Consider the following 25776-nt stretch of genomic DNA (forward strand, 5'->3'; position numbering starts at 1 on the left):
ACTGTTTCAGCTTATGCACCCCGCAAGCTAAAATACCCAATAAACAGAGGAATGAACACGTATTACAACTCTTTTGAAAATATAAAAAACTCCACCCTCCTGATTCACAGGAAAAGCGGAGTAATATAATTAAATAAAGTAGTACTAGAACCCTAATTGGATGCTGCTGCGGTGGCCTCATAATACGCTGTAAAAGCTACGTTAGCAGTCAAAATACTCTCCGTATTGTTCTTAGTACGATCCTCGTAGGACTGCTGAAAATTGAAAGAGTCCACATTCACAATACGAGGTAAGGCTTGTATTTCATCCATCCATTGCCGTATCCCCGAATATGTCCCCTCCACCACTGCAGTCATTTTGATCTGTTTGACCGTCGGGAATGACACCTCAGCTGAACCTGTCATTTGCTGAATCGGATTAGCCTCATCCAAAACAAAACTAAGATCCTTTAGCCGCGCTTGTGAGGACGTGCTAACCTCCCGCAAATCAACAATCAGACCTTCGCTGTCATCGCCCTTTGGGAGTTCCCCCAGTAATTCCTTCTGTTCTAGATCTCCCTCAGTGCCGCTGCCCTTCAGCTCATTGATTTTGGTTTGGAGCATTTCTGCTTCCTTTTCCAACTGACTGATCTCGCTGCTCTGTGCGGAAATTTCCTTATTAGTCGGCTGAACACCCAGCATATAGAATGCAAACAATATCAGGAATAGAATTAACACCCCTAGTACGATGGGAGAGCGATATTTATTGATCTGTTCCATCGCTTCTCACCTCCCCTTGGCTGGCATCCGTATCACTTTTTTGCTGCTTAGCCGCTGCTAAGTTCACTTTATAAATAGCCGTATACGTATTGTATGAAATGGCATCGGCGGCTCCTTCAGTAAGCTTTTGAATAGAGGCATCGGCCGTAAAAGACATTTGGCGAAGTTGTCTTAAATAGTTAGAAGCATCCTCCATAGTGGATACATTTACAGTCAGATCTATAGATGTCCGGTAGGTATAGTTAATATCACGGATTAGTGCCTCCTTAGGCAATCCTTCCACTAATTCGTCCAAGATAGGGACTGCAATCACCTTATTGTCCTGAAGCACTGTGATGGCTGCTTTCCGATCCAGTTGTCCAGGTCCGCTGTTCTTAAGCTTCGCGAGCTCTACTTGGAGCATTAAACTGCGATCCTGCAGGCCTTGCAGCTCTTCTTTACCATTAGAAATTTGACCCTTATTGGCCGAAAAATATATCCCCGTTCCGATCATCCCCAGCAGCCAGATCGCTACAAGCCCCATCGTGACATAAGGAAATAGCAACGTCTCCCGATCTTCTCTCGGCAATAGATCAATCGTATCCGTGTTGATGCTATTTTTTAGAGCGGTCCCGGCAGCTACACGGTAATCATTTAGATCAGGGTCAGAAACAGCAGCACTAGCCATCTGTTCCAGACTTATTGGTGTTATTTCAAGTTCAGCTAGGGACTGCTGGAGTTCCAGGTCCAGTTGTTTACGAATCGAGGGAGTGCCCGTAATCACTAAATTGTTGATACGAGTGGAACCGTCATGCAAGCTGTATTGATAAAAGCTGAGCATACGGGAGATTTCCGCAGTGATTTCCACCATTTGCTCGGGTGATAAATGTTCTTCCACAGCGACAGCTGTTTCTGCCAAGGTTTCACTGTCTGTCAAAAGATCCATTCCCGCTAAATTTCTTCCTTTATGTAGATCAAGTAAGTTTATCGTACGAATGAAGACCGGATTCCCGTTTCTGAACATATAAATGTCCATTACCGATGGCTCCATATTAATCAGCATCGTCTCCGCAAAGCTCTCCCCGTGCCCAGTGGTTATAGCACGCGCTAAGGCGGTTGCCGAAATTTCGACACTACTTATCCGAAGACCCGCCCGCTCCAGAATTTCTACGTAATCCTGAATCGATTTTCGCGGAGCAGCAAATACGAGCAGGTGACTTTGCTCCTCATCCACTTCGAGCGTTACATAGTCGTAGACAGGATTTTCAAAAGGTAAATGCAATCCCGTCTCCACTTCCAGCTTCACGAGTTGTTCTACCTGTTTGTCATTGGTACTAGGAATACTCATTTTACGGATAATGATCTGCGAAGGTGGAATGGACAAAGAAACCTTACTTCCCCTTAACCCTTCCTTCTTCACCCACTGCCTTACCCGATCATAAAGCGCCTCGCTATCCGCCACCTGATTCTCAATGATCATGCCTGGAAGGAGCGGGAGAAACCGTTTTTTACGGACTTCCCATGACTGTTTATTCTTAAAACTAATATAACGGATTCCGGCAGCTTCAATTGAAAGTCCGGCCACTTTGGGGCCTAATCCAAGCATGTGATCGATGTCCTCCTATCCGATGAGCGAGAGATACGCGCCGATGATGTGTGAACCATATCCAAAACTAATTAAAGCTCCTATAGCTAACCATGGGCCGAAGGGTACCGGCTGTTTACGTTTGATTACACCGAGCAGCATCAGCAGTCCGCCCACCACGCTCCCAAGCAGACAAGCCACAAAAAAGGCCAAAATCACATTCGGAAAGCCAATCACCAAGCCCAGCAGCGCAAATAACTTCACATCTCCAGCCCCCATGCCACCTAATAGAACAAAAGGGATAAGGCCCCCTCCCCCAAGCACAGCTCCTAGCAGATGATGCCATATCGGTCCTTCTGGAAATAGCAGTACAAAAATCAGCAGCAGCGGTAAAAAAAACAACAATACCTTGTTGGGAATCAGCATGTACTTCAAATCCGCAACCGTCACGATAACCGCTAAACTCACAAGAATGAACCCGATGATTCCCTTACCCGTCAGACCAAATTGCAAATACACCCATAAAAAAAGCAAACCCGTTGCCGCTTCTCCAAGCGGGTATAATGGCGATACCCTTGTGCCGCAGTATCGGCACTTGCCTCCTGACAGCAGGTAGCTTACCACCGGAAGCAAATCCCGCGCTTTCAGCCGCGTATTGCAGTTCGGGCAATGTGACGGCGGATTAAGCAAGGATTCCTTGGCCGGCACCCGCAGCGCTACTACGTTATAGAAGGAGCCTAGAACCAGGCCCAGTAATGTGATGTAACTTGCGATAAATATCGTCATGGCTGTCCTCTGTTAGCTTCTGGATTTTAAAAAAGGAATCGGGAAGTCCGATTCCTTAGGATAGATTGTAAGTTTGAATTTATAGAGATTAATTAGATACTCCTGTTAGCCACCAGGCACTGGTGTTGGCGTTGGTGACGCTGCTGGCTCTGCACTAAGCACCTTATCAGCTGAATATTCACCACTAACACTTCCCTCAGGAGCAGGATCTATTGTTACTTTTTGAAGTGCTCCATCAGCGCCGTAATTAATTATTGTAGAAGCTTCAACAATCGTTTTCTTGGTACTAGGTAAAACTAGTGTCTTATCAATGTAATTTTTTAACTTAAGTTCTTGAAGTGTCACTGATGCATTTTTAAATTCTCCATTTTTTTCACCCATAATGTACATCCTGGAAGCATCATAAAGCTGTCGAGCAGTTGCTAAATCTGCATCTGTTTTTGATTTATTAATAATTCCACCAATCATCGGTATTGCAATAACCGCAATAATCCCCAAAATAACAATAACCGCCAGCAACTCAATCAGCGTAAACCCCTTTTGATTTTCCTCTTTGCTCAATCTTTTCTTAATCGCTTGTGCTAACATTTAATTTCCCCCTCTAAGTGGTGTGTGAGTGATAAAGCCTATATCCTTCATTTCAGTGAATCCACCATCAGCTTTCTTGTGCTTACGGAAACAGCTCGTCCATCGTCGTCTAATCGCCAGCGTAAGTTCGTGGATCTTGCCCCGCCTCCCCGGCGTCACCCCTCTCAATATATATAAGGAACCAAGAGGTTCACATATTACCGTACAGACTAAACATTGGCAGCATAATGGCGGCCACAATAACACCTACAACAGCGGCTAGAAAAGCAATCAATAATGGTTCAAGCAGCGACTTCAAACGGTCGACGGTATTCTCCACGTCCATCTCATAAAAATCAGCTACCTTAGACAACATCGTGTCGAGCGCCCCTGTCTCTTCGCCAATCGCTATCATCTGAGTAACTAGTGGCGGAAAGACCCAAGCTTTTTTTAGCGGCTCAGATAGTGGATTTCCTTGTCTTAGCGAATCGCCTGCACTACGGATGAATTTCCCGATGACCTTATTTCCTGCTACCTCCTCAACAATCACCAAGGACTGTAGAATCGGTACAGAGCTGGCATAAAGAGAAGAAAATGTGCGCGTAAACTGAGCAATCGAGCCTTTTTGATTCAGCTTACCGAACACAGGTATCTTAAGCTTGGCATAATCCAGAGCGTAAGCACCCTTTTCCGTACGTTTTGTAATCTGAAAAGCTATCACTAGGAGAAGTACTCCGAGTATCCAGAAATACCATTGACCTTGAATGCTTTTGCTAAGTGCCAAGACCATCTGTGTAATTGCCGGAAGCTCGGCATCCATCGATTCAAACATCGTTACAAACTGCGGCACAATCGCCCAAAGTAGATAGATAACCGCGGCAATCGCCATAACCCCTACGGTAATGGGGTACGTAAGCGCTGATTTTATCTTCTCTGTCGTGGTGTGCTGTTTCTCAAAAAACATAGCCAACCTGTCCAACGTCCCCTCAATATCACCGGATTCCTCACCGGCACGGATCATACTGACAAATAGCTGCGGGAAGATTTTTTTATGATCCTGAACGGCTTGTGAGAACGATATCCCGCGCATCAGGCTGGAATTAACATCTACTAACGCTTTGCGCAGTGGCTTACTCTCGGTCTGCTCTGCCAAAATACGCGTTGCATCCACAATCGATACCCCCGCCCGCATAAGCGTGGCAAACTGCCTGCAATAAATGATGAAATGAAGCGGCTTAACGGGATTACCAATATAAATGTCCATCGATAAAATTGTGGTTTTGCGTTCAATCAGTGAAAATACCGTAAGTCCCCGCTTGCGTAGCTCCTCCATCGCCGTAGGTTTATCGGTTGCCGTTAGTTTCCCTTTGATAGATTTGCCTGCGGATGTCTTCACCTGATATTCAAAAAGAGGCATCAGCTGCTCACCTCCGCCATAAACGCCTTAGCTGCTGTTGGATCAATAAGCCCCTGCGATAAATAGTCACGGATGCTCATGTCCAAGGTGTGCATGCCTTGTGAGCGTCCCGTTTGCATCACATTTTTGATCTGATGTGTTTTTTCGGTACGAATAAGATTGGCTACGGCTGGTGTATTGATCAAAATTTCCGTAGCGCATAAACGCCCCCGACCTCCAGCCCTTGGGAACAACCGCTGACTGACTACTGCCAGCAGCACTGATGCTAGTTGTGAACGAATCTGTCCCTGCTGATGGCCCGGAAAAGCGTCGATAATTCGGTCAATCGTCTGTGGTGCGTCTGTTGTGTGTAAAGTTGCCATCACAAGATGACCTGTCTCTGCGGCCGTAACCGCTGCTGAAATGGTCTCCAAATCCCGCATCTCACCAACGAGAATGACATCCGGATCCTGACGTAAGGCAGCACGCAATCCATTAGCAAAACTAGCCGTATCACTTCCCACTTCACGTTGATCTACTAGACAGGTTCCATGGTTATGTAGAAATTCTATCGGATCTTCCAACGTCACTATATGCTTGCTCTCCGTCTGGTTAATATAATTCAGCATAGCTGCAAGCGTAGAAGACTTGCCGCTGCCTGTGGGTCCTGTAACCAAAATTAGACCTTGTGGCTTAAGCGACAAAGTAGTTAAAATCGAAGGCATCGACAGCTGTTCCAGACTCGGAATCTCTGCAGGAATGGCCCGGGCGGCGATACTAACCTCGCCCCGCTGACGATAAACGTTCACCCGGAATCTTACCCCACCATCAAGCGGATATGAAAAATCCAACTCGCCCGCATTCCGAAATGCTTCAATTCGTTCATTACCAAGTAGCGTTTTGGCCATATCTGCCGCTTCTTCAGCAACCACGGATTCACCCTCAAGCGAGTGCAGCTTTCCATCCATCCGAATAACCGGCGGTGATCCTACAGAAATATGTAAGTCAGAAGCTTTGGAGGAGTAAGCCGTTTGTAATAGTTGTCTAATATCCCGCGTATACGTTGGCATTAGCCGCTCCCCCTAAGTTAGAATGCTAAATCCCTGTTAACCTCTAATGTGAGACCGTCTCGCGCATGACTTCTTGAAGCGTTGTAATTCCTTGACTGACCTTGAGTAGTCCGTCATCCATCAGTTGAACAAGCCCTCGCGCTTTACCTGCTGCACGCAGTTCTTCTACTGAGGCAGTATTTGTAATGAGCTGCCGTAAGTGATCATCAATACTGAGTACTTCATGAATCGCTATTCGTCCACGGTAGCCAGAATTGTTACAGCTACCACAGCCGCGTCCACGCTGTAATGCTTCCGCAGGTAGTCCTAAGCTACGTAGCATAATTGCTTCCTGTTCAGATGGTTTGTAGGTTTCTTTGCAGTCAGTGCAGATTTTGCGCACCAGCCGCTGTGCTACCACACCAATCAGCGAAGAAGCGATCAAATAAGGTTCTACCCCCATATCCCGCAATCGGGAGACGGAGCTAATCGCATCGTTTGTATGTAAAGTAGACAACACTAGATGACCCGTTAATGAGGCGCGAACAGCAATTTCAGCAGTTTCCGCATCCCGTATCTCACCGACCATTACGATATTCGGATCTTGTCGAAGAATCGAACGCAGCCCAGCTGCAAAGGTTAGTCCAATAGCCGAGTTTACGTGTACTTGATTTACTCCTTCAAGCTGGTATTCCACTGGATCTTCGACTGTGATAATATTTGCGCTTTCTACATTAAGTTGATTTAACGCTGAATATAAAGTTGTTGTTTTTCCGCTGCCTGTAGGTCCCGTGATCAGCAAAATCCCATAAGGACGAGCTATCATCTCCTTAAAAACTTCTGCATTCCCCTCACTGAATCCCAAAGCATCTACGGATTTGACCCCTGTGCTTAAATCTAGCAGCCGCAGCACAATCTTCTCTCCGTGCATCGTTGGTAATGAAGACACACGAATATCTACCATTTTGTAATCGAACTGCATTTTGATCCGCCCGTCCTGCGGCAAACGCCGTTCTGCGATATTCAGGCGGGCCATTATTTTCAGACGGGCGGTGATAAAGCCCTGCATCTGCTTAGGAATAATCCGCTCTGTCCGTAAGGTTCCGTCAATGCGGTAGCGGATGGTTAAATTATTTTCACCTGGATCCATATGTATATCAGACGCCCGCAGGGCAACTGCCTGCTGAATCATCTGGTTGACCAAACGTACGATTGGAGAGTCCTCATCTGTAATCTCGGTCTCCTCTATTTCTTCCTGTGTCGGAAGTTCTACCAGCATCTGATTCATAGAATCGCGCATGCCATAGTGACGCGCAATCGCCCGCTGCAGCTCATCTCTCGTAGAAATAGCGGGTTCGATCCGAAAACCAGTACTCATTCGTAAATCTTCTATCGCAAAATAATCCAGCGGGTCCGCCATCGCAACCATCAGCTTACCACCCTCTTTTAAGAAGGGAAGCACCTGATATCGCTTAGCCATACTTTCAGGGATAATCTGCGTGATTGCGGGATCTATCTGGTATTTAAATAAACTGACATGCGGGATGCCGAGTTGAAATTCAAGCACTTCAATCAGCTGCTGCTCCGTGATATAGCCTTGAGAGATTAGCAGATCGCCGAGCTTACGTTTACTCTTACGCTGTTCCGCGAGAGCCTCAAGCAACTGGTCCTGCGAAATAATATTATTTTCTACCAGCAAGTCTCCCAGTCTCTTTTTCGCGATAGCCAAGTCTATTCATCTCCGTATGCCGTTATTTATGCCGGCTGAAATAATGGATATTTTTTATAGAAATAGAAATCAAACTCCCAGCAAAATTCACTCAAAAACGAAAGATATAATTACCATAAATAGACCTTCCATAAATTTGTCAATTTTGAGTATTTTTCAATCTAACTAGGACTTTAGTTATAATTTAATAGGTATATTTCAATAGATTTATGTTGTCTATCAATGCTGAATGTCCTAGAATGTATATAACATAGATTGGATAATTTTACAACGACACGGAATGAAAAAGGCTGTCGGAATCTAGCATATACGAGACGGAATACGACCATATCTGCCAATAGTTAACAATCAGGGAGAGATGACAATGAAACTTGCCAGTAACAAAAAAGTTTTTATTTTTACAGTAACTACCCTACTTCTCCTTCTGCTTGTTCTGCCAATCAAAAATCACTTTATGAATGTCGATGCCAGTTCTAATGAATACCAAATTCGTATGCTGGAGGTTACAGAGAGTGGGGTTAGTGAGCTTGCGTCTCTAAAAACGGGAATATCTAACCTTACCATCGACACGATGAGTATGAAGCGCTTTGTGGCGCTGCGGGATGATCTGGACGGGAGATATGATGCGGTATATATCGGGAAGGGGACTTACAATCCTGCACAGGTAAGTAATCAACAACCCGCCTCGGAGGAAAATAGAGCTAAGGCCCTTAATACCAAAAGTATGAAGAATGACATTACTCATCTGAAGGCTGATCAAATTACGAAGGAATTTATCAACAAGGGATTATATGTTTTTTTTCATAGCCAGCCCTTTAAAGACAAAGATGCAAAACCTCAAACTGAGCAAGGTATACTGTACAGCTCTTTTAACAGTTATCGTCTTTCCACCTCCAACCCAAATGTTAAGTTTGTAGATGACAGTGAACTGGCGGATATTTTTGCCGATTTAAAAAAACAAGACTCCAAATACATAAGCGACTTGAAGAAACGCCCTCGTCTACAAATTACGAATAGAATTCCCAACTATGACCCTAATGCAACTAACAGCAAAATCTATGTTCCTGGGGAGAAGCTTTCTTTTAATTTCAATGTCACCACACCCTCTACACAAAATAGTGCTCCACTCTCAGTCAAACTGTACGTTGGTCTTGATAAATCCATCAAAATGGGAGAAGAACAGGTCGTTGCTGAAACTGAGATTAGTACGTCCAGCGGAACTATTGAATACACTCTGCCAAAAACATACTCTGGGTTGCTCTACTGGAAGCTAGAAGTTAATGATTATCACAGTAGACAATTAAAAGACTTCGACAGCGGTGTAATTCGTTACCGTGGCGAGAAAACCATAGTAAATATTCTTCAGATTATGCCTGACACTCTAACGGAAAGCAGCCTCCTAGACACTAGTAATATGAATCCAAATTTTCTCGATACATCTGACTATAAGCTCGATATAAAAATCAAAACGATGACTGAATTTAAAAAATATGTTGATGACAGCTATGCTGCAACACATAGTTACGGATTAAATGGCACCTATGACATGCTCATCTTTGGATTTGTAGACGAATACTACAAAAAATCTAATTTAAACACTAATGCGATTAACGCTATTACACAATTTACTGGTACTTTCAAGCAAAGCGCCTTGTTCACTCACGATACCATCATTAATTTAGATGCAAATAAAAAGAACTGGATCAATAATTTCATGGGGATTACTGGTCAGGTGAATCCTGAGACCAACTTAGGCCATAATGCCATCAATCTTTCCACCAAGGTTAAGCCGGTGAATGACGGGCTTTTGATGCAATATCCTTTTTATCTAAGCAAGAGGGACGACAGCAACCAGCAAATCGATATTTCCACACCACAAATTGCACCAACACATAACCAGTACTTCACACTTAATCTGGAAGATCCTGAAGTAGTATCTTGGTATAACATTCAAAGTGAAGCATCAGGTACGAGGATAAAACCAAATGGAGAATATAATCAATACCAACGTGATACCGAGGATAGCTGGAATCAATATTACACATATTCCAAAGGAAATATTACCTACTCAGGTACAGGTCACTTTTTTGGAGTAAGTGATATTCCAGCCAATCTAAAGAAATTCCCTGTCTGGGAACAACAATTGTTCGTTAATACTATGTATCGTGCTTTTATTGGTGCCAATCATGCTCCAGAGATTACCGTGCATACGCCGGCTAATGATTCATCGATTCCGTCTTATCAAAAAACTCTCCTTGTCGACTATACAGTAACTGATCTGGACTTTAACGATCGTGATCTAACAACTGAAGTCCGTTTCAAATCAGGGAACACATACTTTCCTATGAATGAAATAAGCAAGATGGACATCAAGTCCGGTCAAAATATATATAGAACAGTTGACAATCCGCTTCCTAACGGAGGTCTACTCGACATCGAAATTAAAGCTTGGGATCAAAATGGGGCGCTCTCAATTAAAACGCTCAGAGTAAATGTCCTGCCGTCGAACACCAATTTGAGTGTAACACGATCTCTCTCTCAGAATGTTGTGAACGGCAAAATAGAAAAGGGAGAACCGGTCACTCTTAGTTATTCCATCACCCCAAAATCTGTACCGTTTGATAAAGTCGGCACGGTCAACCAGACCTCTAACACACAATTAATATCGGATATTGTATTTACCGAGAATCTCCCACCTAACCTGGAGATTTCAGGAGAATTACCAGCCGGTACGATAGTCACTGGAAATGCAACCAGTGGGTTTAGATTGACACGCAATCTAAATAACATAACCTATTCATTGAAAACGGTGAACGGCGCCCAAATCTATAAACCAGACTCTGAACAGCCTATAACGTTCCAAATCACAGTTAAACCGACCGAGACCCAAACCTATATTTTAAATGATTCCAAACTTAGTTATGTCGATATTCATGCCACATTGCCACCTCTGGGAATCTTAGGTAAATACAACGCATTTATCCTTCATGCCACTTCACTTCGTGGAGGCACTATCAAGGGACCACTGGCTTCCGGGGGAACAGTCAACTTCAACAACGCGGGTATTACAGTAAATGAACAATTTAAAGACCAAGTGCCATATGGTATTGTCACGGGCGGAGATGTTTCCCTTCCTGAAGGAACAGTTTACGGAAACCTAATGGTTAAAGGCACCGTTAAAGACCAACGTCCTGGTTCTATCCAAAATGGTACCATCAATTACGGAGAACTTCTCGATTTCAACAAGCAAGAGAGTTATCTCCTTGGACTCTCTGATGCTATTGCCAAGTTGCCTTCCAATGCCACGGCGACTCATGAATACGGAAAACTTACGGTCACAGGTAACTCAGATATCAATATTGTTAATATTTCTAGTTCAGCGTTAAATACGCTTAACAGTTCCGAGCTTAAGGTTCCGCAAGGATCAACGGTAATTGTTAATGTACAACAAGACAGTAACAGTGAACCATTTTTACATTTCCCACTGGGGAGCGACGGTAGCCGTGTGCTATACAACTTCCCTAACGCCAAGCCTTTGCTAATTTCCCAAGCCAACGTATACGGAACCATTCTGGCACCACGATCTACTATAAACTTTGATGGAGGACAGGTGTATGGAACAATCATTGGAGCTTCAATGAATATGAGTAGTGCCACTTTATACCATTTCCCTTTTACCGGTAGCCTACCAGCGGAAATCTATCCGCTACCTGTTCCAATCCCAACAGATCCTTCATCGACTAATTTAGCGCGGACTACGGTTTCGTTTGAGACTTTAACTTTTACAGCCGAATATAAAATTAAAACCCTGCAATTGGATGACAAAGCTATTTATGTAGGAGATAAGATTCGACTAATTCCAATAGTTACGCCTTCTGATTTAAGTAATTCTGCATTCCTCTGGACAACTAGTAATGCTTCAGTTGTACAAATAGACTCCAGCAGTGGCGATATTATCGGGTTGGCCAAAGGAACAGCACAAGTCACTGTTAAGGCTCTTGATGGTAGCGAAGTTACTGGTACTGCATTCATAACTGTAGAAGAACGTAATTCTCGTTCTCTATCAATTAAAGGATATGAAACAGCGAGAATCTATGAATCCATTACGTTAAGTGCCTCGTACGTCCAAGACAGTAAAGAACCTGAGACCAACATAACCTATATCTGGTCCGTTAAAAACATTACCTCTGGGGCAAGCACTGCTGTAATTAATACCAATCCAGAGTATCCCGGTGATGATACCGAAAAGATTTTCAGTGCGACGCAGTCAGGAACTTACCTAGTAAGTCTTACTGTAAATTCAAGTAACCCGGTTCCAATTACCCAAGATAAAACCATAACAGTTACTAACCCACTAACCTCATTGTCGATTACAGGTCCAACAACGGTATTGATAGGAGGACAAATCGACCTAAGCGCAAGTAGAAATCCTACGGATGCTGATCCAGCAACGCTAAGATGGAGATTCGTGAAATCAACGGATAAAAATATTACGGATGACACTATTACGAATGATCATATTGCTACTCTTACGCCTTCTAGTGATGGCTCGACCGCTAAATTGACGGCTGGTGATACCGCTAAAGAAGGACTGCTGATTGAGGTTTCATTCAAAGATATGACTTCAACACACGAGGTTAACATCGTTGATGCTTTGAAAGGGTTACGATTTAAAGAACAGTCCATTACTATTGAAGTGGGCCATACTTTCCCGTTAACCAATATTTTATGGGCATTCCCTACCTCCATCTCGATCGAGCAAATCAAAGGTAACTTAAGTTGGGTAAGCGACAATTCTGGAATCGCCAGTGTCGATAATGGAACCAATATTGATAGCAGAGGAATTGTTACAGGTGTCAAAAAGGGATCAACCACCATTACAGTTACTTATACCGGAAGCACAGGCACAACAGCAGAAGCAGATATTACAGTTAAGGTTGTAGCACCCCAGAATGACGATCGTTACTAATCTTTACATTTAAAAATAAGAAACTTCCAACGAAAAAAAGGGTATCCCTAAGCACTCGCTTAAGGATACCCTTTTCAATTGGTCTCAATGACTCACAAGCTCCAGAGGGCCTACAGTTACATTCACCTGCTGCACACGCGGGAGGCTAGACTGCTGATGAGTAAAAACATCCTGATTATATTGAATCTGAAAACGGTGACCCAAATTATATCGATCCGCATCCTGATTTTCAAAATTAAAGCCGAGAGCCGGATCTAAGGGCTCAGTTACTCCTCCTAGTACTGCGTTTACTGTAAGATTCCCTTTGGCAAAGAAGCCACCATTTAACCAAAAGATTGACCCCACTCCGTACAAATCAGCGTCACTATCCGTGTAAAAAAAAGCTTTCATATAAAATGAATCCTGCTCAACTTTTTTCTTAGGTGGATTAGTAAAAGTATCAATTCGGTTAATGAGCACATCTCCTTGAGATATGAGGACTAACTCCTTACTACTTAAACCTTGGATCACGGCGTCCTCGACTTTCGTTTCTCCTAAAACAAACATAGTAGAGTTGAATTTCACCTGTCCTTTAATAGTAACATTACCTGTAACTAGAATATTAGCTTGAATCTCCAAAAATTTAGTTATATCTGGACTATAGTTATTTACCTCCAGATCACCATTAACAATAAACCATTTGGGCTTATTAGAAGGATTACCTGTTTTGGCTTCATCACTAAACTTTAACTGTTTGTAATCAATTCCATCAATAAGCAGATTACTGTTATAAACAGTAGAATTATTCAAATCCTTATCCAACAAGGAATTCTGATATATGCTCAATTGTTCTAAGTATTGGTTGTACTCTAGTTCGTACTTATCCTTTTCTTCTTTTGTCGGATTATCTTCAAGTACTGGCTCAGTGTAGGGTGGATTCTCATCGGGTAGTCTATCTAATGTTGTTGTGCTTAAATAATTCCCCAGTTGATTATCCTTAATAGCTTGTTCAAGTTCAGACCTTTTCCCGGTCACCCCTGTCGCTTCCTCCACTTTATCAAGAAACGATTCCAGCACATTAATCTGCACGAACTTTTTTTTCGGTTTGATAAACACCTGCTCTTTATTAACTCCCAGTATGTTAGGAAGAATAATTAAGGCGTTGTTTTTATTTACTACTGCATTAATAATTCCATTTCCGGAATATTTAATACTTTCAAGTGATTGCACATGCACCTCAGGAAGAGGTTCCGTAGATGCTAGACTGGCAGGATCTTTTAGTAATTCTACTTTAGGATATTGAGTCTTTTCTTTAAGATCTTTCACTTTCTTATACGTATAAACAGCCGTATCGCTGATGTTTAGTTCTTCACCCGCATATATATTGCCATGGAGACCAGGTGCTCCGTTTAATGTTAATACTTTTTCCGATCCAAAAGCATATTTAAGAAAATCAGGATAGGTATCAATGACAATCTTTTGTCTCAGCTGTCTGATGACGCCATTAACTGTGGCTTGTGCTTCAATATCTACATAATATTTTTGCTTATCCTGCTTCTCATAAGTGATACTTTTGATCGTACCGCCAGCTCCAGATAATCCCGTACTTACGCCATTGTTAACGCCGACAACTTTGGTGGTCACCTCATTAACAATACTTTTAATCTCATCTTCCATATGATCAGGATCAATATCCGTACGCCCGTCCAACTTGGTCTGTATGTATGCCGCTGCTTCATCGAGCCCCTTTTGAGCCAGATGCAGGCTCTGCACGTCGTTTTCCCTTGTCTCCGTTCGTTGTGCGCCACCCATCGTTGCCCCGAGTACAGCTACTCCGAGTATAGTAAGTAGAAGAGCAACAAACATAACTAATACTAGAGCTGAGCCTCTTTCATTATTCTTCATCCCTCCTGCTCCTCCTAGAATCCGAATTTACTTTTCAACTCCAATGGGTAATCCCTTCCGTCGTAGCTCTGAACTAGCGATAAATCTATAGATATCAAGCCGCTACCACAAGGGATGCTATTCTGACACTCTAAAGTTATAGCAGAACCCTGTTCTAATTTAGATATCGTCTCAGTTCTTGCATCTACTGGTGGATCGACTACATCAGGATTTGCTATTGTAAGAGCACCATTAACAATACGAATCTGAGACTTAGTTCCATCCTGACGTTCTAACGTAATGTAGCTATCAATAATAGTCCCTGCATCATTTTTGAGAATAGTTGGAGTGACATTCTCAGGAGCAAATGTATACAACTCCGTTATAATCGCCGACATTAACAAATCACCTTCGTCTCGTAATGAGTTTTCAATCGATATTTTATGATAGCTTCGTAAGCCCAGCATTGTTATCCCCGAAATAATTCCCGCTGCAACTGTAAACAACGATAGTGCCACAATTAGCTCCACTAAGGTAAAGCCGCCTTCTCTGCGAAGAAGATTAACGAATTTTCTCATCGGTAATATATCCCTCCACAACAGGCTCACTTTCAGGTCCGCCAGAAGAATCCGCTCTGCTGACTTTGACCAACACAGGTAACAAATATACTGCCATATTTTGTTTCTCCGGATCACTAGATTCCAAGCTTTGGTTATGTAGATCACGCTGATATTTAATATCTATTTGATAGTTCACACCATTTATTGCAGGATTCAAAACCTGGTTTAAGATTTCTGTATCCTGAACAAGCCCCTTGTAATCCTCACATTTCAGAGAATCATCCGTATCCTTTTGGCATTTCGCCGCCTCTATCGCATCATGATTCTGCTTTATAAAAAATTCCTTCATCACCTCAAAATCCTGCTTCTCCACATAAAACAGCGCGTTTCGCGCCAGATTGACCATAATCGTTTTGTTCTGGTTCGATTTAGAGTAACTCATGGCGTTAGTAAAGTAAGACGTAAGCACCAGAGAAACTATCGATAAAATTACAATAGCGGCCAGAACTTCGATTAACGTAAATCCTTTTTCCTGCTTTAGGCCCGGTTTCATCCTACTTTCCGCCTCTCGCCTATGAAAATACTTTTCGTATTTGCACGTTTTTCCTAAATTTTCTACTTCCATTATATTCTCTCATATCCAGCTACAGCAATCCTCAAAACCCTTATAATTCAGATATTTCTACAATATCTCTCACTTTAGGTCTATGCTATGATTTGGAAAGAGAGGAGATGAATGAAATGGCTTTAATAGAGTGCAAATTTTATTCTGAAGTACTAGGTTTGAATACCTCAATGACTGTAATTTTGCCGCAAAAAACAACTACACAAATCGGGATGAGTAATGTAACAAGAGGTGATCTTCACCCTACTTTGTATTTACTGCATGGCTTGTCTGACGATGATTCGATCTGGCTGCGCCGGACTTCTATAGAACGGTATGTAGCGGAGATGGGGATAGCTGTGGTAATGCCAAATGTGCACCGCAGTTTCTACACAGATATGGCGATGGGAGGCCGTTATTGGACCTTCATTAGTGAGGAGCTGCCAATGTTGGCACGCTCATTTTTCCCGCTATCCGATAAACGCGAGGAGAACTTTGTAGCCGGGTTGTCGATGGGTGGTTATGGAGCAATTAAGCTGGGACTGCGTAGACCCGAGTCTTTTGCAGCGGCAGCGAGTTTGTCTGGAGCACTTGATATGGCGCATAATTTCTTGAACGGGGAAGGTGCTACCACTAAAAGCAAAGAATACGAAATGATCTTCGGAAAAGAAGATACCGCCGGAACGCCGGAAGACCTTCTTTGGCTGCTTGAGGAAGTGAACCGCTCCACGGGACCAAAACCAGCGTTGTATCAATGCTGTGGCACAGAAGATTTCCTATACACCGATAACTTGAGATTCCGCGATGCCTGCCAGGCAACCTCACTTTCTTTAACCTATGAAGAAGGTCCGGGGACACATGAATGGGGATACTGGGATGCCAAAATCCGCGATGTGCTGGCATGGCTACCTTTAAAAAGTAACTAGCTGTACTTAATAGACAACAAAAAGATGCAGCCATAAGCTGCATCTTAATATCTGTTCTACTCAGATTGCCCTCTTCGGAGGATTCTTTTTAATTATAAGGACGCCGAAGGCAATTATGCTTGTTTGGTGATATTTTTAAATAATCCAGTCTGTTCTGTGATTCCTTTTTCAGCAGCAAATCTTTCAATACTCGATGCACCAAAGAATCCGTCTATGCCTTCTGTCCGTTCAATTACGTACGCCGCATCTTCCGGCTCTGCAATCGGTCCACCGTGACAAATCACCATAATATCTGGATTTACTGCTTTCCCTGCTTTAATAATCGCTTCGATTCTTTCTACACAATCATCCAATGTCAGAGCGGTCTTAGCTCCAATTGTACCTTTGGTAGTCAAGCCCATATGTGCCACCAAAATATCTGCGCCTGCTTCTGCCATGGCTTTTGCTTGCTCAGGATCAAATACATAAGGAGTGGTGAGCATATCCAATTCATGCGCAGCTCTAATCATATCTACTTCTAAACCATATCCCATGCCGGTCTCTTCTAGATTCTGTCTGAACACGCCATCGATCAAACCTACGGTTGGGAAGTTTTGCACGCCGCTAAAACCTTGTTCCTTAAGTTGTTTTAAATAAACTTCCATTACTCTAAAAGGGTCCGTTCCGCATACGCCTGCCAATACAGGGGTGTTTTTTACAACAGGCAATACCTCCGAGCCCATTTCGACCACAATTTGGTTGGCATCCCCATAAGATAATAACCCTGCCAGTGATCCACGGCCTGCCATTCTGTATCTTCCTGAATTATAAACAATCAGCATATCTGCTCCGCCAGCTTCACTGCTTTTTGCAGTAATCCCTGTGCCGGCTCCCACGCCTAAAAGAATCTTTCCATTTGCCACTTCTTCTCTAAACTTCGCCATGATTTCAGTTCTTGTATTTTTGTTCATGTGTAACGCCTCCATTTAAATATTTATTTATCTTATAAAAGCCTTATTTGCTCATGAGATCTATTAGCTTCTGCGCTGCTGCTTCTGCAAACTCCACATCATTGATGGCACAATCCATTTCGATAACCTCGACAACATTTCTGTTTACACCATTTCTTAAGGTATCAAATAACATTTGATCTTCCTCTACCCCATAAAAAGCTTCCCCTGCAACATCAATGCCGGATATCCCTTTAAGCGGCAGCATTAACACCGTTTTCTCTTTGGCCATATTTAATTTCTCGACAAGCTTTTTGCCGATGGCTTCATTTTCTTCTACCGTTGTTCTCATCAGAGTAACTGTTGGATTGTGTTTATAAAACTTATGTCCAGCAAATTTCGCTGGTACCGTATCATAAGGGCCAAAGTTGCACATATCAAGCGCGCCTACCGAGACAACCTGTGGAATATGATGTTTACCAGCAGCTTCTAACCGATGAGGTCCTGCATTTAGCACACCACCAATAATTTCGTCCGCCCATTCTGTTGTAGTCAGATCCAATACACCTTCAATAAAACCAGCCTCGATTAACGCTTCCATGGACTGGCCGCCTACACCTGTTGCATGGAATACAAGCACTTCATATCCTCTAGCCTCAAGATAGTTACGGGCTGCCGTCACACAGGGGGTTGTTACCCCAAACATTGTTGTAGCTATTAATGGTTTTTTCTCTATCACTTGTTTATTCTCAAATTTAAGCATACCGGCGATGGCGAAAGCTGCATTGGTAAAAATCTTTGTTGAAATGGAGTTCAGACCAGCAACATCCACTACGGATGGCATCATGACAATATCACTAGTGCCTACATATGGAGCAGTATTCCCTGAAGCTACGGTCGAAACCATCACTTTAGGTACACCAATAGGTAATGCCCGCATACCCGGTGTTACAAGTGAAGTGCCTCCAGTGCCCCCAAAGGAGATAATTCCATCAAATTTGCCTTGCTTATATAATTCAGGTACTAATTTTTCCATACCTTTGGCTAATAATTCTGTTGCTAGTGCTCTATCTTTTTTGGCAACGAGCTCATCTATACTTACACCCGCGGCTGCTGCTACTTCTCTATTAGAGATATCCGGTGTAAAAGTGGGCTCAAACACACCCGTATGAATCGTAAACGTGCCTAACTCCAAGCTTTCCAGTAAATTTTTAATGTAGAGATATTCTTCACCCTTGGTGTCAAAAGTTCCGGCAATAGCAATCGTCTTCATTTCTTCAACCTCCTCTTCAAATATCTACAACAAGAAATATAAGGATAATGTATAATGTGAAACTTATACTTTCTTATATTAAAAAAAGCATGATCAACTTATGAGTTAATCATACTTCTTTGATTTATGGATGAAAACGCTTTTATGTCTTATGTTTTTGTGTTTATGTTAGATTTATATTGTTTTGGAGAGAACCCTTTATACTTCTTGAACATTTTGCTAAACTGCGCATAATCCTGGTATCCAACTAATGGCGCTAGCTCAGATAACTGGATAGGGTCTCTATGTAATATTTCCGCCGCCTTATCCATCCGAAATTGCACGAGATACGTTTGGAAGCTGCAGCCTACTTTTTTGGTGAACAAACTACTCAAGTAACTTCGGGATACATGTGCCACCTTAGCTAAATCTGCAAACAAGATCTCATTCCTATAATTTTGAGCTACGTATTCTTTTACAAATTCAACATAATCATAGTGCTTTGTGATGCCGTCTAACATTTTGACCATAAAATCATCTTCATCCAGCGTCCCCGACACTTTAAAAGCTTTGGTTATATTCGTAATGGACTTCTCCGAGGGAATTCTTTCAAAAGCAGAGCCCCCGATATACCCCATCAAGTTTTGATTATTGCTGTACATATATTGCACATCAATTGGCGTTTTCACCGGACCACCGTAAACCAGCTTAATTAAATCTGGCTTTAGCTCATTGCATGTATTAAATATCTTGTCCGCTTTAGCCTTGGCAGCTTCCAGAGAGAATACTTTTTTAGCGCCTAATAACCCGCCTTCTGTTAGACCTAGATGTGCACAAATAATATCCGCTCCAGCCTCGATCATCTGTGCTGCCTGGATTTCGTCAAATACAAAAGCAATGGTAAACAAATCCTTCTCATGGGCTATTCTTATGGCTTCTACTTCAAGTAGATAACCATTCCCCTCTTCTTCGAGCGCTTCTCCAAATTGACCATCTATTAAACCCACCGTGGGGTAATTATTAATGCCGGCAAAGCCTCTATTCTTTATTTCACTTATATAGGATTCCATATCTTTGGTCGGATCAGTTGCATTGAGGCCAAAAATAATAGGGATATCTCTGACCAACGGTATGATCTCTCTAGATGCAAAGTCCATCACCATATCATTGCTATTACAAAATGGTAAAATACCAGCGAGAGAGCTCCTCCCCATCTGGCGAAATTTACCCGAGTTTAACATCAGAATGAAATCAGCTCCACCCTGCTTCGCATACTTTGCCGTTATACCAGCACCGGTGGCTACTCCAATAATATGATTGCCTACTTTTAATTCCGATCTAAGCTCGTCTAGGATTTGCTCTCTGTTCATACCTACGAACCCTCCTATCTCTAACCTAAGGATAACCGTAAAGAACACTGCTAATCCAGTCATAGTTCGTTTAGATAATAAAAAAATCCCGCCTGATACCTATAAAGGTCTGAGGCGAGATTTGATATTGATACGGTTTACAATATAGCGTCTCCGTGTTGTACAACCCATTCATTAGCTTCGTGCAATGTCAGCTCTGCCCGTTCAATTGCAGCCTTCACCTGAACGGTGGCTGTGCCGCCATAAACGTTACGAGCGTTAACTACAGCTTCCGGTTGAAGAACAGCATAGATATTCTCGTCGAACAGCGGTGAGAATTGCTTGAACTCTTCCAGCGTCAAATCCAACAAGAATTTGCCTTCCTTGATGCAGTAGAGTACCGTTTTCCCAATTACCTCATGCGCTTGGCGGAAAGGAAGCCCCTTACCTACCAAGAAGTCGGCTATATCCGTTGCATTCGAGAAATCCGTGTTCACAGCTTCACGCATACGACCTTTGTTCACCTTCATAGTGGAGATCATCGGCGCGAACAATTGCAGTGCACCAGTCAGCGTAGTAACCGTATCGAACATGCCTTCTTTGTCTTCCTGCATATCCTTGTTGTAAGCCAGTGGCAATGATTTCAGCACCGTCAGCAAGCCAATCAGGTTGCCGTAAACGCGGCCTGTTTTGCCCCGTACCAGTTCTGGTACGTCAGGGTTCTTCTTCTGCGGCATAATGCTGCTGCCTGTGCAGAAAGCATCATCCAGTTCTACAAAGCTGAACTCTGTGCTGCTCCACAGGACCAGTTCCTCACTGAGTCTGGATAGATGTGTCATGATAAGGGAAGCATTCGCCAAGAACTCCACGATGAAATCGCGGTCGCTGACAGCATCCAGACTGTTCTCATACACACTGTCAAAACCCAGTTGTTCCGCTACAAAATGACGGTCAATCGGGAAGGTCGTTCCCGCAAGCGCTCCTGCTCCGAGTGGCAGCACGTTGATCCGTTTGTAGCTGTCCGTCAGACGTTCTGCATCGCGGCGGAACATCGATACGTAAGCCAGCAAGTGATGAGCAAACAGAATCGGTTGTGCCCGTTGCAAATGCGTATAACCAGGGATGATGGTCTCCACATTGTCTTTTGCTTGTTCGATCAAAGCTTCCTGCAGCTCATGCAGCAAACTAACTAGCTCAACTACACGGCCACGTAAATAAAGGTGCATGTCCGTCGCCACTTGATCGTTACGGCTACGTCCTGTGTGCAGCTTACCACCAACTGGACCGATTTCCTCGATCAGATGTTTTTCAATATTCATATGGATGTCTTCATCCGATACTGAGAAAACGACCTCTCCAGCATTAACCTTGTCCAGCACTTTGTTCAGACCTTGTTTGATTGTTTCCACGTCTTCTTGTGGAAGGATTCCGCATTTGCCCAGCATCGTGACATGTGCCAGACTGCCTTGCACATCCTCTTTGGCCAAAGCCTTATCAAAGCCAATGGAAGCCGTATATTCCTCAACCAGCTTGTTCGTTCCTTTAGTAAACCGTCCGCCCCAAAGCTTGCTCACCTATTGTTCCTCCTCTTGGACGCCAGAGGGCCGCTCCTATCCTGACGGGAGGAACGGCCTTCGGGGTTGCCCGTTTAAGTATATGTTATCGTACTATTTAGAAGCTCCATTTACACCTGTAGAAACTTTAAGGCGCAATGCGTTCAAGTGAATAAAACCAGTGGCATCCCCTTGATCATAAGCTTGTGTAGGATCAGCTTCCATCGTTGCAATCTCAGGATTGTACAGGCTGACTGGGCTCTTCACTCCAGCGCCGATGATGTTGCCTTTGTACAGTTTAAGACGAACAGTACCCGTTACATTTTGTTGGCTCTGTGTTACAAGAGCTTGCAGTGCGATACGCTCTGGAGCGAACCAGAAACCGTTATACACCAAAGTGCTGTAACGAGTGATCAGGCTGTCACGCAGGTTCATCACTTCACGGTCCATCGTGATGGATTCCATTTTGCGATGAGCGACGAACAGGATTGTTCCACCTGGAGTCTCATACACGCCGCGGCTCTTCATGCCGACAAAGCGGTTCTCAACCATATCCACACGCCCGATACCGTGTTTACCACCTAGCTCATTGAGTTTCTCCATCACTTGAAGTGGGTTTAAGGATTCACCATTCAGGGCTACGCAGTCTCCCTTAACGAATTCGAGCTCCAAATATTCCGCTTCATCCGGAGCATCCTCAGGAGCGTTGCTCAGCAGGAACATTCCTTTGTTCTCTGGTGCACTTGGATCGAACCAAGGATCTTCCAGTACGCCGCTCTCATAGCTGATGTGCAGCAGGTTACGGTCCATCGAATACGGCTTCGCCGCAGAGGCTTGTACCGGAATATCATTAGCTTCCGCATAAGCGATCATTTCCGCACGACCTGGGAATTGATTGCGGAACTCTTCTAGACGCCAAGGTGCAATCACCTTAATGTTCGGAGCCAATGCAGCTACACCAAGCTCGAAACGGACTTGGTCGTTCCCTTTGCCTGTCGCGCCGTGCGCGATAGCCGTTGCGCCTTCAGCGATGGCGATATCTACCATGCGCTTGGCGATCAATGGACGAGCAATACTAGTTCCGAGCAAGTATTGGCCTTCATAAAGGGCACCAGATTGGAACATCGGGTAGATGAAATCGCTAGCGAACTCATCGCGCAGGTCGTCAATGTATACTTTCGATGCGCCAGTAGCGAGTGCTTTTTCCTCCAAACCGTCGAGCTCTTCCTTTTGGCCGATATCAGCAGTGAAGGCAATGATCTCCGCGTCATAAGTTTCTTTAAGCCATTTTAAAATAACAGATGTATCCAATCCGCCGGAATAGGCGAGTACAATTTTTTCTTTAGCCATGGTGTGGCAACTTCCTTTCGTGTGGGCTATATAAATTAAAATAAACGTGCCTTTGCCAGCACTCTGACGATAAATCGCAATTACACTGAATATTTGGACTTCCGGTCGCTGTTATCATCAGATTTTTTTATTTCAAACCGCATTGTGCGGATAAAATCTGATGATAAAGGCGAACGCTACGCTCCTACAGTTCCAAAAATTCCGCTCCATTACTCCATCGTCCAAAGTCTAACTTCGCCCAACATTAATTCAATTTATATAGTGATTTATATTTTATATTTTTTAAATTCCTTAACTCATCAACGCAGCCATTAAAGCTTTTTGCGCATGCAGGCGGTTCTCAGCCTGATCAAAGATCACCGAGTTAGGGCCGTCAATCACGCCTGTGCTGACTTCTTCCTCACGGTGGGCTGGCAGGCAGTGCAGGAAGAGATAATCGCTCTTCGCGCCTTTTACAAGCTCCTCATTAACCTGATAGTCCTTGAATGCCGCTTCACGTGCCTTTTGCTCCTCCTCGAAGCCCATACTCGCCCATACGTCTGTATAGATGACGTCAGCGTCTTGTACAGCTTCTTGCGGGCTGCGAGTGACCACAATCTTCGCTCCGGTTTCTTTAGCGATCTCACGAGCTTCTGCGACAACCGCTGCATCTGGCTCATAACCTTCCGGTCCGGCGATAGATACGTCCACGCCCAGCTTAGCTCCGCCAATCATTAAGGAATGCGCCATATTGTTGCCATCGCCGATGTAAGCCAGCTTCAGGCCCTTGAGCTTTCCTTTGTGCTCATAAATCGTTTGATAATCGGCCAGCACTTGGCAAGGATGTGCCAGGTCACTAAGACCGTTGATTACGGGAATAGAGGCATAACGAGCGAGATCCTCAACCTTGTCATGACCGAAGGTACGGATCATAATCCCGTCGAGATAACGCGACATTACTTGCGCTGTATCACCAACAGTTTCTCCGCGTCCCAGCTGGATATCATTTTTGCTCAAGAAAAGGGCATGCCCTCCCAGCTGATACATTCCAACTTCAAACGACACACGTGTACGTGTAGAGGATTTTTCAAAAATAAGACCAATGGTTTTACCCTTCAGCGGCTGAAATTCTTCGCCATTTTTCTGCTTCTTCTTCAGCTCAATCGCCGAATCAATCAGATACGTAATTTCCTCCGGGCTGTAGTCGTTCAGCTCCAGTAAATCACGGCCTTTCAGTTGCTGCGCAATGTTGTGCTTGTTACTCTGTACGCCCTGACTCATGAGCTTACCTCCCCGTTTGCTTGTTTAGCATAAGTATGAATGAGTTCGCATAGGATGTCCACCGCTTGGTCGATCTCCTCTTTGCTTACATATAGATTAGGCAGCAGACGAAGGACATTAGGACCGGCTGTCACGAACAACAGGCCTTTCTTTTGTCCAGCCAGTACAATATCGCCCACTGGGGATTGACATTCAATCCCGATCAACAGCCCTTTACCACGGATATCCTTCACAAAAGAACAGTCCGCCAGCTTCTCTTTCAAAAGACCTGTCAGGTATTTACCCATATCTTCGGCGCGCTGTGGAAGCTCATCTTCCAGCATCGTCTCAATCGTCGCTGCCATAACAGCTGTTGCTAGCGGTGTTCCCCCGAAGGTGGACGCATGGCTGCCCGCTGAGAAGGCTTCACGCAAATACCCTTTGCCAAGCATTAAACCTGCCGGGAACCCGCTAGCAATCCCCTTAGCCAAGGTGAAAATATCCGGTTCAATTCCATAATGCTGATGAGCGAACAGCTTGCCTGTACGTCCCATACCTGTCTGTACCTCATCTACAATCAGAAGCAATCCGTGGTTCTTACACAAGGTCACTACAGCGTTCAAGAACTCAGGCTCTACCTCAAGTACGCCACCCTCTGCAAGCACCATCTCCAGCATGATAGCAGCTGTATGATCTCCGATAGCAGCTTCTAACGCTGGGAGATCATGCAAAGGTACGGTCTTGAAACCTGCTGGAAGCGGCAGGAACCCTTCTTTCACCTTTTGCTGGCCTGTAGCTGTTAGTGTGGCCAGTGTACGTCCATGGAAGGATTGTTCGAATGTGATAACCTCATAACGGTCGACACCCTTAATCTTCTGATGGTAACGGCGGGCCAGCTTAATAGCAGCCTCATTCGCTTCTGCCCCGCTATTGCAGAAAAACACTTGATCAGCGCAGCTATTCTCTGTCAGAAGGTTGGCAACTTTATCTTGTCCCGGAATATGGAACAGATTCGAGACATGCCAGAGCGTATCAATCTGATCCTTCAGCTTAGCGCCGACTTTTTCAGGAGCATGACCTAGACTGGTCACAGCCAATCCACTGGTGAAATCCAGATACTTATTGCCTTTATCATCCCATACCCAGGTGCCCTTGCCTTTAACTAAGCTGAGATCATATCTGGCGTAAGAAGGGAACACTGCACTCAGCTTGCTTGTTGCAACATCCGGTGTACCTGATCCTACTGTATCGGTCTGCTGTGCCCCTGCTTGCGAATCCAACTCCGCTTGTGTAAGCTTGCTCATTCTAAGTCACTCTCCCATCGGCTGCTCCT

General features: G+C 44.0%; 19 protein-coding genes. 2 read left to right on the forward strand and 17 right to left on the reverse strand.

What is annotated here, in order from left to right:
- Positions 1–152 precede the first annotated feature (152 nt).
- The 7 genes from pilO to NST25_RS28670 all read right to left on the reverse strand — a co-directional run bounded on the left by pilO (position 153) and on the right by NST25_RS28670 (position 7849).
- Positions 153–758, reverse strand: coding sequence for a type 4a pilus biogenesis protein PilO (gene pilO / locus NST25_RS28640; protein ID WP_076279158.1), 606 nt, complete (start codon positions 756–758; stop codon positions 153–155).
- Positions 742–2343 carry a pilus assembly protein PilM gene (gene pilM, locus NST25_RS28645; RefSeq protein ID WP_076192439.1) on the reverse strand — a complete coding sequence of 534 codons (1602 nt, stop codon included), beginning with the start codon at positions 2341–2343 and terminating at the stop codon, positions 742–744. Before pilM ends, pilO begins: the two co-directional genes overlap by 17 nt.
- Before the next feature lie 15 nt (positions 2344–2358).
- The gene (locus tag NST25_RS28650; protein ID WP_340392973.1) at positions 2359–3108 is read right to left on the reverse strand and encodes a prepilin peptidase; all 750 of its coding nucleotides are present in this window, start codon (positions 3106–3108) and stop codon (positions 2359–2361) included.
- Positions 3109–3213: 105 nt separating this feature from the next.
- Positions 3214–3696, reverse strand: a complete 483-nt coding sequence (locus tag NST25_RS28655) for a type II secretion system protein (protein WP_340392975.1) — start codon at positions 3694–3696, stop codon at positions 3214–3216.
- 190 nt (positions 3697–3886) lie between these two features.
- The gene (locus tag NST25_RS28660) at positions 3887–5092 is read right to left on the reverse strand and encodes a type II secretion system F family protein (protein ID WP_036678542.1); all 1206 of its coding nucleotides are present in this window, start codon (positions 5090–5092) and stop codon (positions 3887–3889) included.
- Positions 5092–6141: a type IV pilus twitching motility protein PilT gene (locus NST25_RS28665; RefSeq protein WP_076303610.1), complete on the reverse strand. Its 1050-nt coding sequence runs from the start codon at positions 6139–6141 to the stop codon at positions 5092–5094. Before NST25_RS28665 ends, NST25_RS28660 begins: the two co-directional genes overlap by 1 nt.
- A 43-nt stretch (positions 6142–6184) precedes the next feature.
- Positions 6185–7849, reverse strand: a complete 1665-nt coding sequence (locus tag NST25_RS28670) for an ATPase, T2SS/T4P/T4SS family (RefSeq protein ID WP_340392977.1) — start codon at positions 7847–7849, stop codon at positions 6185–6187.
- A gap of 364 nt (positions 7850–8213) precedes the next feature.
- On the opposite strand from NST25_RS28670, the gene NST25_RS28675 reads away from it, so the two are divergent.
- Positions 8214–12818 carry a DUF5057 domain-containing protein gene (locus NST25_RS28675; protein ID WP_340392978.1) on the forward strand — a complete coding sequence of 1535 codons (4605 nt, stop codon included), beginning with the start codon at positions 8214–8216 and terminating at the stop codon, positions 12816–12818.
- An 84-nt stretch (positions 12819–12902) separates the two neighbouring features.
- On the opposite strand, the gene NST25_RS28680 is transcribed toward NST25_RS28675, so the two are convergent.
- From NST25_RS28680 to NST25_RS28690, 3 genes are read right to left on the reverse strand one after another with little or no spacing between them, the layout of a single operon-like run.
- Positions 12903–14702, reverse strand: coding sequence for a hypothetical protein (locus NST25_RS28680; RefSeq protein ID WP_340392979.1), 1800 nt, complete (start codon positions 14700–14702; stop codon positions 12903–12905).
- A 14-nt stretch (positions 14703–14716) separates the two neighbouring features.
- Positions 14717–15259: a prepilin-type N-terminal cleavage/methylation domain-containing protein gene (locus tag NST25_RS28685; RefSeq protein WP_340392981.1), complete on the reverse strand. Its 543-nt coding sequence runs from the start codon at positions 15257–15259 to the stop codon at positions 14717–14719.
- The gene (locus tag NST25_RS28690) at positions 15243–15794 is read right to left on the reverse strand and encodes a type II secretion system protein (RefSeq protein WP_340392983.1); all 552 of its coding nucleotides are present in this window, start codon (positions 15792–15794) and stop codon (positions 15243–15245) included. Before NST25_RS28690 ends, NST25_RS28685 begins: the two co-directional genes overlap by 17 nt.
- A 188-nt stretch (positions 15795–15982) precedes the next feature.
- Between NST25_RS28690 and NST25_RS28695 the strand changes: the two genes are divergently transcribed.
- The gene (locus NST25_RS28695; RefSeq protein WP_076182126.1) at positions 15983–16771 is read left to right on the forward strand and encodes an alpha/beta hydrolase family protein; all 789 of its coding nucleotides are present in this window, start codon (positions 15983–15985) and stop codon (positions 16769–16771) included.
- Between the two features lie 113 nt (positions 16772–16884).
- Here NST25_RS28695 and NST25_RS28700 read toward each other — a convergent pair whose 3' ends face one another.
- From NST25_RS28700 to NST25_RS28730, 7 genes are all read right to left on the reverse strand, one after another.
- Complete coding sequence (locus tag NST25_RS28700) at positions 16885–17721, reverse strand: phosphoenolpyruvate hydrolase family protein (protein ID WP_038573568.1); 837 nt, start codon at positions 17719–17721, stop codon at positions 16885–16887.
- Between the two features lie 43 nt (positions 17722–17764).
- Positions 17765–18973, reverse strand: coding sequence for a Tm-1-like ATP-binding domain-containing protein (locus NST25_RS28705; protein ID WP_076099668.1), 1209 nt, complete (start codon positions 18971–18973; stop codon positions 17765–17767).
- Between the two features lie 149 nt (positions 18974–19122).
- The gene (locus NST25_RS28710) at positions 19123–20322 is read right to left on the reverse strand and encodes a phosphoenolpyruvate hydrolase family protein (protein ID WP_076303606.1); all 1200 of its coding nucleotides are present in this window, start codon (positions 20320–20322) and stop codon (positions 19123–19125) included.
- Positions 20323–20459: 137 nt separating this feature from the next.
- Complete coding sequence (argH, locus tag NST25_RS28715; protein WP_340392984.1) at positions 20460–21875, reverse strand: argininosuccinate lyase; 1416 nt, start codon at positions 21873–21875, stop codon at positions 20460–20462.
- A 93-nt stretch (positions 21876–21968) separates the two neighbouring features.
- Positions 21969–23204 (reverse strand): argininosuccinate synthase, encoded by a 1236-nt coding sequence (locus tag NST25_RS28720; protein WP_076305768.1) that lies wholly within the window; start codon positions 23202–23204, stop codon positions 21969–21971.
- A gap of 291 nt (positions 23205–23495) precedes the next feature.
- Positions 23496–24464 (reverse strand): ornithine carbamoyltransferase, encoded by a 969-nt coding sequence (gene argF / locus NST25_RS28725; RefSeq protein ID WP_076182119.1) that lies wholly within the window; start codon positions 24462–24464, stop codon positions 23496–23498.
- Positions 24461–25747 carry an aspartate aminotransferase family protein gene (locus tag NST25_RS28730; RefSeq protein WP_076279149.1) on the reverse strand — a complete coding sequence of 429 codons (1287 nt, stop codon included), beginning with the start codon at positions 25745–25747 and terminating at the stop codon, positions 24461–24463. The genes argF and NST25_RS28730 overlap by 4 nt, the downstream gene beginning before the upstream one ends.
- Positions 25748–25776 lie beyond the last annotated feature (29 nt).

It is taken from the genome of Paenibacillus sp. FSL E2-0190 (assembly GCF_037992965.1).
In the GTDB taxonomy this organism is placed as follows: domain Bacteria; phylum Bacillota; class Bacilli; order Paenibacillales; family Paenibacillaceae; genus Paenibacillus_AQ; species Paenibacillus_AQ odorifer.

What these genes read in the sequence shown, in the direction of transcription:
- pilO (WP_076279158.1), bottom strand. Translation starts at nt 758, where the DNA reads ATGGAACAGATCAATAAATATCGCTCTCCCATCGTACTAGGGGTGTTA.
- pilM (WP_076192439.1), bottom strand. Translation starts at nt 2,343, where the DNA reads ATGCTTGGATTAGGCCCCAAAGTGGCCGGACTTTCAATTGAAGCTGCC.
- NST25_RS28650 (WP_340392973.1), bottom strand. Translation starts at nt 3,108, where the DNA reads ATGACGATATTTATCGCAAGTTACATCACATTACTGGGCCTGGTTCTA.
- NST25_RS28655 (WP_340392975.1), bottom strand. Translation starts at nt 3,696, where the DNA reads ATGTTAGCACAAGCGATTAAGAAAAGATTGAGCAAAGAGGAAAATCAA.
- NST25_RS28660 (WP_036678542.1), bottom strand. Translation starts at nt 5,092, where the DNA reads ATGCCTCTTTTTGAATATCAGGTGAAGACATCCGCAGGCAAATCTATC.
- NST25_RS28665 (WP_076303610.1), bottom strand. Translation starts at nt 6,141, where the DNA reads ATGCCAACGTATACGCGGGATATTAGACAACTATTACAAACGGCTTAC.
- NST25_RS28675 (WP_340392978.1), top strand. Translation starts at nt 8,214, where the DNA reads ATGAAACTTGCCAGTAACAAAAAAGTTTTTATTTTTACAGTAACTACC.
- NST25_RS28680 (WP_340392979.1), bottom strand. Translation starts at nt 14,702, where the DNA reads ATGAAGAATAATGAAAGAGGCTCAGCTCTAGTATTAGTTATGTTTGTT.
- NST25_RS28685 (WP_340392981.1), bottom strand. Translation starts at nt 15,259, where the DNA reads ATGAGAAAATTCGTTAATCTTCTTCGCAGAGAAGGCGGCTTTACCTTA.
- NST25_RS28690 (WP_340392983.1), bottom strand. Translation starts at nt 15,794, where the DNA reads ATGAAACCGGGCCTAAAGCAGGAAAAAGGATTTACGTTAATCGAAGTT.
- NST25_RS28695 (WP_076182126.1), top strand. Translation starts at nt 15,983, where the DNA reads ATGGCTTTAATAGAGTGCAAATTTTATTCTGAAGTACTAGGTTTGAAT.
- NST25_RS28700 (WP_038573568.1), bottom strand. Translation starts at nt 17,721, where the DNA reads ATGAACAAAAATACAAGAACTGAAATCATGGCGAAGTTTAGAGAAGAA.
- NST25_RS28705 (WP_076099668.1), bottom strand. Translation starts at nt 18,973, where the DNA reads ATGAAGACGATTGCTATTGCCGGAACTTTTGACACCAAGGGTGAAGAA.
- NST25_RS28710 (WP_076303606.1), bottom strand. Translation starts at nt 20,322, where the DNA reads ATGAACAGAGAGCAAATCCTAGACGAGCTTAGATCGGAATTAAAAGTA.
- NST25_RS28720 (WP_076305768.1), bottom strand. Translation starts at nt 23,204, where the DNA reads ATGGCTAAAGAAAAAATTGTACTCGCCTATTCCGGCGGATTGGATACA.
- argF (WP_076182119.1), bottom strand. Translation starts at nt 24,464, where the DNA reads ATGAGTCAGGGCGTACAGAGTAACAAGCACAACATTGCGCAGCAACTG.
- NST25_RS28730 (WP_076279149.1), bottom strand. Translation starts at nt 25,747, where the DNA reads ATGAGCAAGCTTACACAAGCGGAGTTGGATTCGCAAGCAGGGGCACAG.